The sequence below is a fragment of the Streptomyces sp. CG4 genome (genome assembly GCF_041080655.1).
Taxonomy (GTDB): domain Bacteria; phylum Actinomycetota; class Actinomycetes; order Streptomycetales; family Streptomycetaceae; genus Streptomyces.
This window is the reverse complement of sequence record NZ_CP163525.1, coordinates 14236-27008: the sequence shown is the minus strand read 5'-3', so window position 1 is coordinate 27008 and position 12773 is coordinate 14236. Positions and strand designations below refer to the sequence as shown.

General features: G+C 67.8%; 12 protein-coding genes. 7 read left to right on the top strand and 5 right to left on the bottom strand.

What is annotated here, in order from left to right; translation table 11 throughout:
• Nucleotides 1-662: 662 nt before the first annotated feature.
• From AB5L52_RS00135 to AB5L52_RS00125, 3 genes are all read left to right on the top strand, one after another.
• A complete protein-coding gene (locus AB5L52_RS00135) occupies nucleotides 663-1151 on the top strand; it encodes an ATP-binding protein (RefSeq protein ID WP_369362150.1) in 489 nt (162 codons plus the stop codon).
• Entirely contained in the window at nucleotides 1148-2203 is a 1056-nt protein-coding gene (locus tag AB5L52_RS00130; protein WP_369362149.1) for an aldo/keto reductase, read from the top strand. The genes AB5L52_RS00135 and AB5L52_RS00130 overlap by 4 nt, the downstream gene beginning before the upstream one ends.
• A 125-nt stretch (nucleotides 2204-2328) precedes the next feature.
• Nucleotides 2329-2859, top strand: coding sequence for a hypothetical protein (locus tag AB5L52_RS00125; protein ID WP_369362147.1), 531 nt, complete (start codon nucleotides 2329-2331; stop codon nucleotides 2857-2859).
• Nucleotides 2860-3223: 364 nt separating this feature from the next.
• Here AB5L52_RS00125 and AB5L52_RS00120 read toward each other — a convergent pair whose 3' ends face one another.
• The 5 genes from AB5L52_RS00120 to AB5L52_RS00100 form a co-directional block, all read right to left on the bottom strand.
• Complete coding sequence (locus AB5L52_RS00120; protein ID WP_369362146.1) at nucleotides 3224-4111, bottom strand: bifunctional diaminohydroxyphosphoribosylaminopyrimidine deaminase/5-amino-6-(5-phosphoribosylamino)uracil reductase RibD; 888 nt, start codon at nucleotides 4109-4111, stop codon at nucleotides 3224-3226.
• Between the two features lie 10 nt (nucleotides 4112-4121).
• A complete protein-coding gene (locus tag AB5L52_RS00115; protein ID WP_369362145.1) occupies nucleotides 4122-5003 on the bottom strand; it encodes a hypothetical protein in 882 nt (293 codons plus the stop codon).
• Between the two features lie 560 nt (nucleotides 5004-5563).
• Nucleotides 5564-6322 carry a 2'-5' RNA ligase family protein gene (locus AB5L52_RS00110; protein ID WP_369362144.1) on the bottom strand — a complete coding sequence of 253 codons (759 nt, stop codon included), beginning with the start codon at nucleotides 6320-6322 and terminating at the stop codon, nucleotides 5564-5566.
• Between the two features lie 8 nt (nucleotides 6323-6330).
• Entirely contained in the window at nucleotides 6331-7713 is a 1383-nt protein-coding gene (locus tag AB5L52_RS00105; RefSeq protein WP_369362142.1) for a hypothetical protein, read from the bottom strand.
• A complete protein-coding gene (locus AB5L52_RS00100; protein WP_369362141.1) occupies nucleotides 7703-8089 on the bottom strand; it encodes a hypothetical protein in 387 nt (128 codons plus the stop codon). The genes AB5L52_RS00105 and AB5L52_RS00100 overlap by 11 nt, the downstream gene beginning before the upstream one ends.
• 230 nt (nucleotides 8090-8319) lie before the next feature.
• Between AB5L52_RS00100 and AB5L52_RS00095 the strand changes: the two genes are divergently transcribed.
• The 4 genes from AB5L52_RS00095 to AB5L52_RS00080 all read left to right on the top strand — a co-directional run bounded on the left by AB5L52_RS00095 (nucleotide 8320) and on the right by AB5L52_RS00080 (nucleotide 12463).
• Nucleotides 8320-9180 carry a DUF5753 domain-containing protein gene (locus tag AB5L52_RS00095; RefSeq protein ID WP_369362140.1) on the top strand — a complete coding sequence of 287 codons (861 nt, stop codon included), beginning with the start codon at nucleotides 8320-8322 and terminating at the stop codon, nucleotides 9178-9180.
• A complete protein-coding gene (locus tag AB5L52_RS00090) occupies nucleotides 9177-9413 on the top strand; it encodes a DUF397 domain-containing protein (protein WP_351034483.1) in 237 nt (78 codons plus the stop codon). Before AB5L52_RS00095 ends, AB5L52_RS00090 begins: the two co-directional genes overlap by 4 nt.
• Nucleotides 9414-9469: 56 nt before the next feature.
• Nucleotides 9470-10267: an SAM-dependent methyltransferase gene (locus tag AB5L52_RS00085; RefSeq protein ID WP_369362138.1), complete on the top strand. Its 798-nt coding sequence runs from the start codon at nucleotides 9470-9472 to the stop codon at nucleotides 10265-10267.
• Nucleotides 10268-10729: 462 nt separating this feature from the next.
• Nucleotides 10730-12463, top strand: a complete 1734-nt coding sequence (locus tag AB5L52_RS00080; RefSeq protein WP_369368773.1) for an Imm49 family immunity protein — start codon at nucleotides 10730-10732, stop codon at nucleotides 12461-12463.
• The last annotated feature ends 310 nt before the right edge of the window (nucleotides 12464-12773 follow it).

Sequence of the window (12773 nt, the reverse complement as noted above, 5' to 3'; positions counted from 1 at the left end):
TCACCGGGGTGTGAATGTGGGCAAACTGGGCCTTCAGTGGGCTCCGGTAAGGGGGTGCGCGGCGTGTGGCCACCTTGTGGCCACCTTGTGGCCACCTTTCCGGAACCGCTTGACAAAGCCTGTTCAATTGCACTCGCGGAGCTGGTGGTTAATAAGGTTATGGGCGTTATGCCGCTTCGAGTGCCTGCCGATCCCGGGGCATCGCCCCTTGCTGAACGTGCATGCCGGCAGCCGCGAGCGTGATCTTCGAGGACGGCTTGGGGGAGTTTCGACGCGGAGCGTGCGACAACTGGCGGGTGCGTCGTCGAAGGTGCCGCCGGTCGCGCCCCGGCCCCAATCGATCGCCTGGCGGAGCTGAGCCTGTTGACCTCCCACCTGGACGGGCCCGAGCCTTGCCCCCCCAGGCGGGTGCGGCCCCGCGTCTTGGCAGGTCGTCATCCCAAGAAGTCCAGATTGTCGTCCTGTCGGCGGGTCCTGCCGCGGAGCGAGAAGGACTAGGCGTTCTCGCTCCCTCGGAGACCCGAACTGAATCCGTACGGGCGAGATGACCACAACGTGGCCAAGGTTTGGCGTACCGGTGCCACAGCCGGTCGGCGAGGGTTGGTGGCGGGCCGGATCTCCGGCCCGCGCCTCAAGGCGTCTCGACACGCAAGGAGACGACGGTGCCGCCGACAGCAGCCGAACTCATCCGGGAACTGACCCTGGGGCAACTGGTCGACCACCACGCCTTCGCGCTCACCGCAAGGGAAGAACCGCTCGCGTGGGCCCGCGAGACGGTCCGCCGGCTGCTCCACGACCGGACCGACCAGAACCGGATCGACGACACCGTGCTGGTCGTCACCGAACTCCTCACCAACGCAATCCGGCACGCGGGCGGGCCCGTATCCCTCACCATCGACCTCTACGAGAAAGGCGTCACCGTGGGCGTCGTTGACCGCGGAAGGGACACCACTGCCATTCCGACCGATGCCGTCAGTCTCCTGGCTGGCCTACAGGACGAGGCGACCGCCGCGACCAGTGGAGGGGACCTTGCCACGAGCGGCAGGGGCCTGTACCTGGTCAGCGCGTTCGCCAATGGCTGGGGGGTCGAACCAGCTCGCGAGGGCAAGGTCGTGACCGCCGCGTTCTGCCTGGCAGGGAGCGCTGCGTGACCGCTCACGACCTCGGAGTCCGGCACTTGTGCCGCGGCATTCTCACTCTCCCGCTCGGGCTCCATTGCGACGTCCCCACGGATCACACGTTCCCAGGGGGATCGGCGGGGGCCAGCCGGTTCCTTGCTGGGTTCCACCGCGCGGTCGAGCAGGGCGCCACGTTCTTCGACACCGCCGACTCCTACGGTTGCGGGCACTCGGAGCGCGTCCTCGGCCAGTTCGCGCGACAGAACCCGGACCTGGCCCTCCAACTGAGCAGCAAGGTCGGACAGATACGCGGCAGCGCAGAGCATCCGTACGCCGGCCGACACATCCACCACCAGCTTGAGCAGACGCTGGAAAACCTCTACGCCGAGGAGCTCCACCTCTACACGTTGGACAGCTTCGACTTCGGCCCTGGAGATCGCTACCTGGGCAATGCCATCGACGCAATGCGCACCCTCCGGGAAGTGAAGGCGATCAGGGCGATCGGGATGCGGGGACCCTTCACGCACTACGCGGCTTCCGCAGGGGAATGGGCTGCCCAGGCGGAGCGGTTCTTGTACCTGTTCCGGCTGATCAAGCCGGACGTGGTCTGGACGCGATTCAATGCATTCACCCCGGCGGTCTCGCTCGAGGGCCAGGATCTGTTCGCGTTCACCGCACGGCATGGCGTCGGCCTGGTGCTGGCGGCTCCACTGGCCCATGGCGTGCTCGTTGGAAAAGGAGCGGAGAGTCCCTCGTCGCGTGCGCCGGTTCCTCCGCGACGTGCCGGGCTGGTGCCCTGGTTCAGGGACCGGGTCGATGAGCAACTTCACATCCTTCGGCTTCGCTTCGGGGACGCGCCGGGCACCCTCACGCGATTGGCCCTGCGCTCGTGCCTGCAGCGCGGCGATCAGTGCGTGGTCGTTGCCGGTTTCAGCAGCGCGGAGCAGGTGGTGGAGAACTTCAGCTGCCTCGGTGATCCGCTGACAGAGCTGGAGCTCGGCATCGTCGACGATGTCTACGCCGCACTCCGGGCGCAGGTCCGAGAAACGGCGTCACGCATGCCCGTCAAAGAGCTGCAGCCATGAGCGCCGCACGTTCTGACGGCGCCGCCTCACGCGTCGTATACGCGGACGCGGACCGCTTCGTGAGACTGACCGGAACATCAAGTGGGATACCGCGCCGCGCACACCACACGAGATGAAGGAAGCACATGGCTGCCCCATTGCCGCCCGGTGCTGCGGGCCGGATGCCTGCCGAGCCTCAGCTGGTGCGCCCCGCAGGGCGATCGGACGTCGACGAGATGCTCTCGGCACTGGCCGATCTGGCGCATCTGCGCTCCCACCCGGACTGGGTTCCCCGCTATCAGACCCATCGCCTGTCGTGCGGAAGGTACTTCGACGCCGTACGCGCCCCCTCTTACATCGCTGAGCCCGCTCTTGCCCTGCTGGGAAGCGGGATCGGGCCTGTGCTGGCGAACAACTACGCGCAGGCCTGGCACTTCCTCTTGCGTCCCGGCGTCGCGCAGCTCGGGCGCTGGGATATTCGCGGGGTACGCCTCCTCAGGCGGGGAACCGCGATAGCCGTCCCGGCGTACCAGGTCACGGCCGGAGACGACGTCCGATGGGTCGTACCGCCCGGTGCCGGCGTCACCAAGGTGCTGGATCTTGAAAGCGCCCTTGCCGGTAGAGCACCCGAACCCCGGCGACGAGCACGGGCTTGTCCCACCGCCCAAGTGCGGTAAGGCACCGATGCGCTGCCACACTGGGGGCTGCTGGTCGCACCGCGAGCCTGCTGCCGACACAGGCCGTTCGTGCTCGAGGCGCGGCGAGTTCTGACGGCCCAGCTGCTCAGAGAGCCAGACCCGGCATCGAAGTCCTCGGTGACGTGCCGGGGCTGCGTGTCCTCCATCTCGGCAGCGGGGGCGACTGGCCGACCTGGGCGCCGAGGTCACCCGCCGTGGATGCCTCTCCCGCCCAACACCAGCCGTCCCGACAGCCGCTCGTCCAGGACCTGGTCCCGTTGCCGACAACGCCGTGATAGCGATGGCACTGCCGACGTTCCCGGCGGCGTCTCGGCCTGCGGTGGTGTCTGGGCGAAGGGGTCGGTCAGCGGCGCTCGGCGGATACGACGAGTTGCTGGCCTGCGCGCGTGATGCGGGACAGGACGTAGCCGTCCGGGAGCAGTGGGGCGGGCGTCGTGGTCGTGGCCTGTGACGGCTCCGGAACTGGCACCAGGAGGGTGAGGCGTTCCACCCACGCCTTGCTGAGTAGCCGTTCCCCCAGCGTCGAGGGCCCGACGAGCAGAACCGTGCGGGCCCCGGCTTCGGTCAGCGCGGCAACCGCGTCTCCTGGCTCGTCGGGCACCGGATGGGCGGGCACCGAGAAGCGGCGCCCGTGGCTGCCGGTCCGGCCTTCCTCGGTGGAGCCGTTGAGGGAGATCACCAGATCGTGTGCGTGGCGCTGGAGCTCGATCTCGGCGAGCGCCTCGGCAGAGGGAGCGGTGGCATTGCCCGCGGCATCAGTCTGGATCAGTAGGTGCAGGACGGGACGCTGGTGCGACAGGGAGGCACGCCAGGGCCCGAGTACGACCAGGGCCTCCTCCTCCAGGACGTGCGTCTGGACGTCGACGCCGGCCTGGCGTAGTCGTACGGCTCCACCATCACCGCGCGACGTGGGGTCCATGACCGCGATCAGCACGCGCGCGATCTTGGAGTCCAGGAGGGCTTGGTGACAGGCCGGCGTGAGGCCTTCGTGGTTGCACGGCTCCAGCGTCACCACCGCCGTGCCACCTGCGGCTCGGGCGCCGGCGGCAGCGAGTGCGTTGACTTCGGCGTGCGCAGCCCCTTTGCGCAGGTGATATCCCTCGCCCACTGCCCGACCGGTGGCATCAAGGATCACGCAGCCGACGGCTGGGTTCGGACTGGTGGCGCCAAGGCCGCTCGCGGAGATGATGATGGCGCGACGCATCGCCGCCAGCTCCACCGACGTGGGCACTGCCCCTCCCTCAGTACTGCGCGACGGCCCGGATCAGCTCGGCCACCCCAGGGGTGTCAGGGGCGGAGCGCATCGCGTCGACGGCAGCGATCGTCTCATGGAGGATTCGAGTCGAACCTCCGCTTCGGGCTACGACGAGCGCTTGGCGGGCATGGTCGACGCCTTGGTCCATGTCGCCGGTCCGAGCGTGGGCGGTAGCAAGGCGGGCGTGCAGAAGGCCGCGGTCGCGCTGGTAGACCTGGGGCATGGCGGCGAGCGCGGTCGACAGGATCGGGACGGCGCGGTCCGAGCGCCCCAGGAGCAGCCAGCAGTTCGCGCGCTGCCCCTCCAGATACGCAGGGGTCGCGAAGTCGCCGTGCCCACTGCGGCCATCCCCCGCGTCCTCGGGTCGTGCGGCGAAGGACTCGGCCTGATCAATGAGCCGGTGGCATGCCACTTCGTCCCCGGCCAGCGCGTATCCGTGGGCCTCCTGCTGGAGGGCGGCGGCGCGCATCTGAGGGGCGAGGACGTGGCTGTAGCGTTGGACGGCGCGGGACAGGCTGATGCTCGGGGCGGCGTGACCGCTCGCGGTGGCCTGCTGGGCACGCCGGAAGAGGGTCCAGGCGGTCATCACGTCGTCACCGGCCTCGACCGCCCAGGCCATCGCCTGGTTCGTCCAGTACGCGGCCTGTGCGGCGCCCGCAGCGTCGACGGCGCAGTCCTCATGAAGCCAGGCCGCGGACTCGGCATAGCGGGCGGTCAGGACCAGCGCTTCCCTGCGCACGGGCGGATCGGCGTACTCGAGAAGCTCCTGGAGCACGCCGAGGTTTTGATGAACGCCGGCGAGCGCGTGGAGCGGGCCCAGGAGGTTGTCGCTCTGTACGAGCAGATGCCACATCTCGCGAAGATGCACGAGCAGGGCTTCTGACTGGTCCGGCGTCATCCGGCCGAGGCGAGGTCTCGCGGAGTCCCCGGCGGGCCCGGGAAGGAGAGGCAGTGCTGCTGCGGCGCTCCCTGCCAGGAGCAGCTGGCGTCGGTCCACGTCTGCGCCTTCCTGCGGGAGGAACGGGCTTGGAGGCAGGATTCCCCCCTGCACCGATCCCGACCCGAGGAGGCCCTGGGGAACCATGAAGCTGTCCGCTGCCTGAAGCTCGGCGGCGCTGCTCTCACCGCCATCATCGGCAGCGCCGAAAAGCCTCGTGACGGGCTGCTGGAAGAGGCGCTCAAGAATGGCCCGGGTGTCCCGTTGCGGCAAGCGTTTCAGCTCACCCGCCATCCACCGGTCGAAGGTACGGCGAGAGACGGAGACAACCGCAAGACGGCCCGTCCCGGACTGCGCAGCCAGTTCCCGTCCCGCTCTGGCGAAATGGGTGCTGAACGTCTCGATCGTGGTCCAGCCCCGCTCCTGAACCAACTGACGGAACAACGTCATTCGCATCGCGTGCACCTCGTCCCGATCCGCGTGGCCTTAGGTCAGCCCTGCTGCCAGCCGGAGTGGGAAGGCGGAAACGACCGCGGGCGCAGAGGAACACTGCGCACGACCCGCCAGCGGTAGGCCGGCAACGGATTGGTCGTACGCCAGAGTTCGACGAGTTCCACGCTCCTGATCTCCAAGGACACCGGCTCGAGGGTGCGGAGGCGAGCGACGCTCTCGACGACGGGCGCGGCGGGACGCTCCCGGTTGCTGTACTGCACGCCCAGGTGGGGACGGAAAGCAGCGGTGGGCTTGCCCCCGGGTACGTTCGCGCGTCGTCCTGCCTCGCTGAGGGCGGCATGCAGGCGGATCAGCGGCGACCATGGCGCGAGGGTGAAGCGGACGGCTCCCCGCGATCCCGCCATCGGATAGGCCGTGACGTCGAAGGTCGTCAGCGGCATCTGTTCCGCCAGGTCGGCAAGGAGCCGCAGTTGGTCGTTGGACACAAGGTCGGTGCTGCCGATGCGGGTCAACGTCACATGCAGCCCGTCACTGGGGACGCAGTCCATGCCCAGGTGTGCGAGTACGTCCTGACACTGCCTTGCACGGCTCATCAGGTCGCCGGCATCAGGGAACGTCAACATCCAGTAGTAGGCGCGGAACCCCTCGGGCCAACCCGGGCGTGCCCAGTGGTTCGTCATCCGCTCGACAGCGATGAACGCTCGCCAGTCGTGATCGACGAGCAGGTCGGGGCTGTCGAGGTCCGGCGGCGGGTGGTGTGGGAACGCTCCGGTGAAGACGTCCAGCGCGGGCGTCACGGCTCTCCTTACTGCTGCAGTGCGAGCTCTACGTCCGAGCCGCTGACGATCGATTTTGCCTGGGGGCGTGAGCGCCAGGTCCGAAGTTCCTCGGCATAGTCACCTACATCAGGCACGGAGTGCCACCGCCCGGCCCGCTCGTACAGCTCGTGCGCCCTCTGCCACACGGACGTGATGGGCGCGGTGGTGCCGGCGTGGAGCGCGCGCCGCCCCAGAGCCATGGCGTGCTCCACCTCCGGCTTCTTGTGCTGCAGGAGGGCCGCGGCGACATCGAGCCGGACCAGAGCCCGGCTCCACTCGGAGTCGGACTTCTCGATCAGCCCGTCGATCTCTTCCGCGCAGGACAAGACCTCGCCGGTGTCGTTGAGGGACAACCGCGCGGTGATCTCATTGGCCAGGGTCCGGGCCAGGCTGTAGGGGGCGAAGGAGATGCACGACGTGATTCCGGAGGGCAGGGATGGCTGCTGATCGGAGAGGTCCAAGGCTCTGCCGATGGCCCGCTCCGCACCCCTTCGGTCGCCAAGGCGAGCCAGAGCCCGCGCTCGTCCATTGACCAGAGGCCGGATGGCCTGTCCGTCGTTGGGCGCCAGCTCGACCCCGGCGGCCGCGGCCGCATCGGCCTCGGCGTAACGATGCTGGTAGTACAGGCTCAGAGACCGGGTCCCAGCGGCCCACATCTGCAGCTGCGTATCTCCGATGTGCTCGGCCAGGGTCTCGGCCGGTGCGCAGTAGGCTTCCGCTACGGCAGGCCTAGCCCCGGCATTGACGGCCATGTACGCCAAGAGGCCTGCTGCCTGTCCGGTGAGCCTGAACAGCTCGGTGTGCACCGCCGGGAGGTGCTGGCGGCCGCCCAGCCGGGCCGCGAGTTCCTCGTGCAAGGACCGGGCCTTGCCAGCCAGCGCCTGTGGGCCGTGTGTCTCGTAGCGGTCGACGATTTCCTGGATTTCCCCCCTGAAATGGTCCAGTACTGCCATCCCTGTACTGGATTGCGTCAGTAACTCGGTCTTTGTGATCACAGACAACGGGTCGTCGAAGGCGCCTTCGCTGCGGAGGACGGCAGCCGACGGGCGCGGCGGTTCTGCGGGCTTGACCTCGGCGGCCGCCGCACCTTCCGGGGTGGCGAACAAGAGCGCGACGGGCTGCTGGAAGAGGTGCTCGAGGATCCTCCGAGTGTCCAGCTGGGGCATTCTCTTCAGGTCACCGGCCATCCAACGATCGAAGGTGCGGCGAGACACGGTCACATCCGCGAGCTGGCGTTCGCCGGTAATCTGGGCCATCTCCCGCGCTGCCCTGGCGAAGTGCGTGCCGAACGTCTGGACCGTGGTCCAGTGTCGCTCCTGAACCAGTTGAAGGAAAAGCGTCGCCCGTGTCGTATGCACATCAATCTCCATGACGCTTGTCAAGCGCCAGCATCGCTACGTCGTACTGGCTCGCAAGTCGGAGTCCCGGAGCGGTGAGCTCGTCTCCGCACCGATCGGTGCACGGCCAATAGCAGTCGCCCTCGTCGCGCGCCAGACCGGAGGCACCGGGCGGCGGACCGAACAACTCGACGCATGGGAAGCCCAGAAGATGTTCCAAGACCACCTGATGGTCACGCTGCGGCAGGCTGTCCAACTCACCGATCATCCACCGGTCGAACGTGCGCCGAGCGACAGAGACCCCCAGGAGGCGGGGAGTATCGGTCTTCCCTGCCAAGTCACGGGCGGCGTGCTCCAAGTGGCAGGCAAACACGCACCAGTTGTCCCATCGGCGCTCCTGGACGAGCACGCGGAACACCGTGGGGCGGGCCGGCATCTCAGACCTTCCTGGGAGTGAAGGCGGGGGAGCGTGCATCCGTGCTACGTGAGCTATGTCACCCCGCAACTATGCTCGCGCAACTGGTGTGTTGGCAAGCAGCATAATGCAACTTGCATAGATGGACCTGCAGTCTGTTGATCGAGCCAGTAGCGTGGCACACTGCACCAGCGACCAGCACTACCCAACGGGAGGGCGAGCAGATGACTGATCCACGCCCTGCCCCGACCGTGCTCCAGATCGTCCTGGGCCGGCGACTGGCCGCACTGCGCGATGCAGCCGGTCTCACTGCGGCCGAAGCCGCCAAGCAACTGCGTACCGCGGCCACAACTATCACCCGGATGGAGAAGGCCGAAGTCGCGCTCAAGTTCGCGAATGCCAGGGCACTTCTGGAGATCTACGAAGTCAGCCAGAAAGAAGCTCAGGAGTTCCTGACCCTCCTCGACCAGGCAAACAAGCCAGGGTGGTGGCAAAGCTTCCGCGACGCCCTCCCAAGCTGGTTCGGCGTATACGTCTCCTTGGAAGACGCAGCCACACAAGTCCGCGTATATGAACCACACGTGGTCCCGGGACTGCTGCAGACGGAAGACTACGCGCGGGCCGTACTGCAAGTCGGGCTGCCACGCCCGGACGCTGATGTCCTGGAGCGACGCGTCGGCCTACGCACGGTGCGGCAAGAACTTCTGAATCGTTCGCCAGAACCTCCTCACCTCTGGGTAGTGATGGAGGAGACCGCGCTCCGCCGGAAAGTCGGCGACCGAAGCACGATGGTCGCCCAGCTTGACCGCCTGCTGCATGCAGCCGAGCTTCCCAACGTGACCCTCCAGGTTTGCACGTTCGAAGGCGGCCTTCACCCCGGCGGCTTCGGACCATTCACCCTCTTCCGAATCCCCGAACTACCTGACATCGCCTGCATCGACAGCCTGAGCCGCGTTCACTACACCGAGGACGCGCAAGAGACGGCGCTCTATCGCGAAGCTCTCGACCATATGACCGCCTACGCACTATCTGCGGATGACACCAAGAACTTCATCAGTGACGTCCGCAAGGAGACAGGCCCATGAGCGACACCCACGTCCAGCAGGCAGCCACCGAACTCGGAAGGGAAGAGTGGTGCAAGCCCTGGAGCGGAAGCAACGGAGGCCAATGCCTTGAGGCGAAGAAGCTTCAGGACGGTCGCATCGCCCTCCGCCAGTCCACAGACCCGAACGGACCAGCGCTGATCTATGCCCAGGACGAGATGGCGGCATTCGTCATCGGAGCCAAGGCGGGCCTGGCAGACTTCCTCCTGGCGTGACTTCGCCGGACAACTTCCGACGAAACTACATCACATCTCTCCAGGGAGAACGAATCGTGCCCGACGCAGAACGACCGGTACCGATCATCGACACCAGCAGGCCGCATTCCGCCCGGATGTATGACTGGTTCCTGGGAGGCAAAGACAACTATCCGGTCGACTGGGAAGCGGCCGAGCAAGTGAAGTCGTTCTTCCCTCAAGCGGCAGAGCTGGCCCGGGCGAACCGAAGTTTCATGCACCGGGCCTCTCGCGCATTGGCTCAGATGGGAGTGCGACAGTTCCTCGACATCGGAACCGGAATTCCGACCGAGCCAAATCTACATCAGGTGGTTCAAGGGGTCGCGCCGCAGTCCAAGGTCGTCTACGTGGACAACGACCCGATCGTCCTACGCCATGCACAGGCGCTCCTGAGGAGCTCCGATGAGGGGCAGACCGCATACATACAAACCGACGCCCGCGAACCTGAGCTGATCATCGAGGGCGCCCGGAAGACGCTGTCCTTCGATGAACCGGTGGTGCTTTCCATGGTCGCCCTGCTCCACTTCGTTACCGACTCAGACGGCGCATTCGACGTGGTCGGCCGCCTCCTCGATCCACTGCCGGCAGGTAGCTGCCTTGTAATCTCCCACGCCACTGCGGACTTCGACCCCGACACATGGCACGCCGTTGTAGACGTATATCGCAACAGCGGCACACCTGTACAAGTGCGGTCGCGAGCGGAATTTGCAAAGTTCTTTTTCGGACTGAATCTCATCGAACCAGGAATTGAATTCGTCACGAACTGGCGTCCCGACTCCACTGCGCAGATGCAAGACGACCGCCTCCCGCTGTATGCAGGAGTAGCCCAGAAGTAGTCGGTACGGTTGACTCGTGCGCATCGCACCGGGGCGGATGCCGCTGAATGAGGCCGCGAGGATCGTGAGGTAGTCATCGCCGTCGGCTGCGGCAGCCTATTTGCCGGGGCAGCCACCGCCGCCCAACACCACGGCATCCGCACCGTCGGAGTCGAACCCGAGAACTGCCGCGCCCTCAACGTCGTGCGCCAGTCTGGCGCCGTCATCGAAATCACCGTGGACTCGATCGCCGCGGACTCCCTCGGTGGACGCCGCACCTCCCAGAGGGGCCGGCAACGCCGCCCGGCAGGACCGAGTGCACTCCGTGCTCGTGCCGGACACCGCTGACGCACCCGCCACGAAATCCCGCGGCGCGGCCAGGGCCCCGGTCACAGCAGTCGCTGGCCTGTCAGATCCCGCACCTAGGCTGGCTGTCGCAGAGATCGATCAAGGAGCGGGGCAGTGCGAATAGAGCGTCACCAGGTGGGCGGGGCCGTCGTGTCGGCAGCACGCGAGGACTTCACGAACCGCATCGGGGGGCAGGTGCGGTCCATGTCGCGGGCCGGCCGGATGGCCACGTACGAGTGGCAGTCGATCGCCGAGGAGTTCCTCGACTATCTGGGCGCCCTTTCCGTCACCACACCCGGCCTCGACACGCCGGAGGCCAAGGCCGTCCTCAAGGACGCTTCCGAAGCAGCGGCCGGCGCCGTCGCCTACGCGGCGTACCACCCGCACTGCAGCTTCCAGGTCTTCCTGGAGTACGTGAACTTCGGCATGAGCTACGACCCCGGTGAGGATGCCCCCGAGGAGAGCGTCACGCCCGGGGAGTGGATCGATGCGCTCTGCCTGGCGGTCCTCAGGGACAGGGCCAAGTGGCACGGCGAGGCTTTCCACTTCGCCCGGGAGAAGTTCGCCGAGCAGGCGCAGGGGACGCCTCTCGGCGAGGTCGCCACCGGATTGATGGCTGTGGTCCTGGACGACACCGGCGATGACGAGGAGTATCCGCCGAGCGCGCAGGCCAAGCTCGCCGCAGTCGACGCGGCTCTGGACCGCGTCCGTACCCGCGCCCAGGAGACCGGCGAGCCTCTCCTGGACCGGCCGGACAGTGCGGCGTTGCTCACGCTGCGCGCCCTGGCCGCCGAGGACCGGGAGACCTTCGATGCTGCGCTGGCCGACCTCCTGGCCAGGCACGCCGCCCTGCACGGTCCCGCGGCCTCCCCGCGCAGCCTTCTCCCGCTTGTTCCCATCGCCCTTGCCGCGCTTGCTTACCGGAGCCTGGGCTGGGCGCCTGCCGTCCGCTCCGACTACCTGCCGCACGCGCTGGTCACCGGCTTCGAGTCCCGCGGGCCGCGGGTCGCGGGGTTCGGCCGGGACCGTCGGCCGGACGCGGTCGCCGCGCTCGCCGCGAGCCCGCTGGTGGTGGAACGGCCGGTCTGCGAGCGGACGGTGAACCCGCGGACCGAGGCCATGTACGAGGAACACGTCCAGGAGGCGTTCACGCCCGTCGACGACGAACCCCTCGCTGTCTGGCGGCTGGGCAGCGTCATGGGCGATCAGGAGCGCCTGTTCAAGTGGCGCGCGGGGGACTCCTCGGTCACGGACGCGCTGCTCGCGAACCTCCGGCTGGCCTCCCAGATGGGGGCGGCCCTCTTCCGTATCGCCCTGGCGGAACCGGGCACCGAGGTCGAGGTGACCATCGGCGGCCGTACGCTGCGCTACCCGGCCGAGCGGGGCGAGGAGGCCGGCGCCGGCAACTGGCACACGGCCACCGCCCTGGCTCTCATCACCGGCGCACGCGAGGACCTCGCTCCGCTGGTCCTCACCGGCCCTACCTTCGTCCGCCCGGACGGCTCTGCCTTCAGCGCGTACCGCGAGGCCCTCCATGCCTACCTCAAGGGCACCGATCCCGAAGCGGCCGCGCAGCGGGCGCTGCAGCAGGACGAGAAGGCCAAGGACTGGGGCTTCGCCATGCCGCCGGCCGTGCTGCTGTCACAACTCGTGGAAGGCGATGAGGAGAGCTTCAACCTGGCCCTGGCCGACGCGCTCGAAGCCCACCGCGACTACTACCAGGTCGCGGACCGCGCCGACGATCCGGACGCTTCCGTGAACCTCGACGTCCTCGCCCTGGCCTGCCACGCCCGGCGCCGCGGCTGGGCCATCCGCGTCGAATCCCCCTACCTGCCGCAGGATCTCCTGGGGGCCGCCGAACCCTTCTAAGGGGGCCGAGGCCGCAGCGGGATGCCCCTGCCGGCCCTCGGCCCGAGGGCTCACCAGCCGTCTGCACGTGCCCAGGCGGCTGGTGACATCACGAAGGCCGGGCTCCTCAACGCAGTACGTTCCCTCGCCCCAGGCCCATGAAGCCGGGAGGGGAAAGCTGCAGCCGCCCGGTCAGTTGCCGGCCGTGGGCCGGAGCTGGCGCAGCACTACTACGGCCGGCGCCGCGACGCCGGCGACGCCCACGCCACCGCCCTGCGCAGGGTCGGCCGCGACGGCGTCATGTATCTGCTCTGACCGTCGGTAGGGCGTG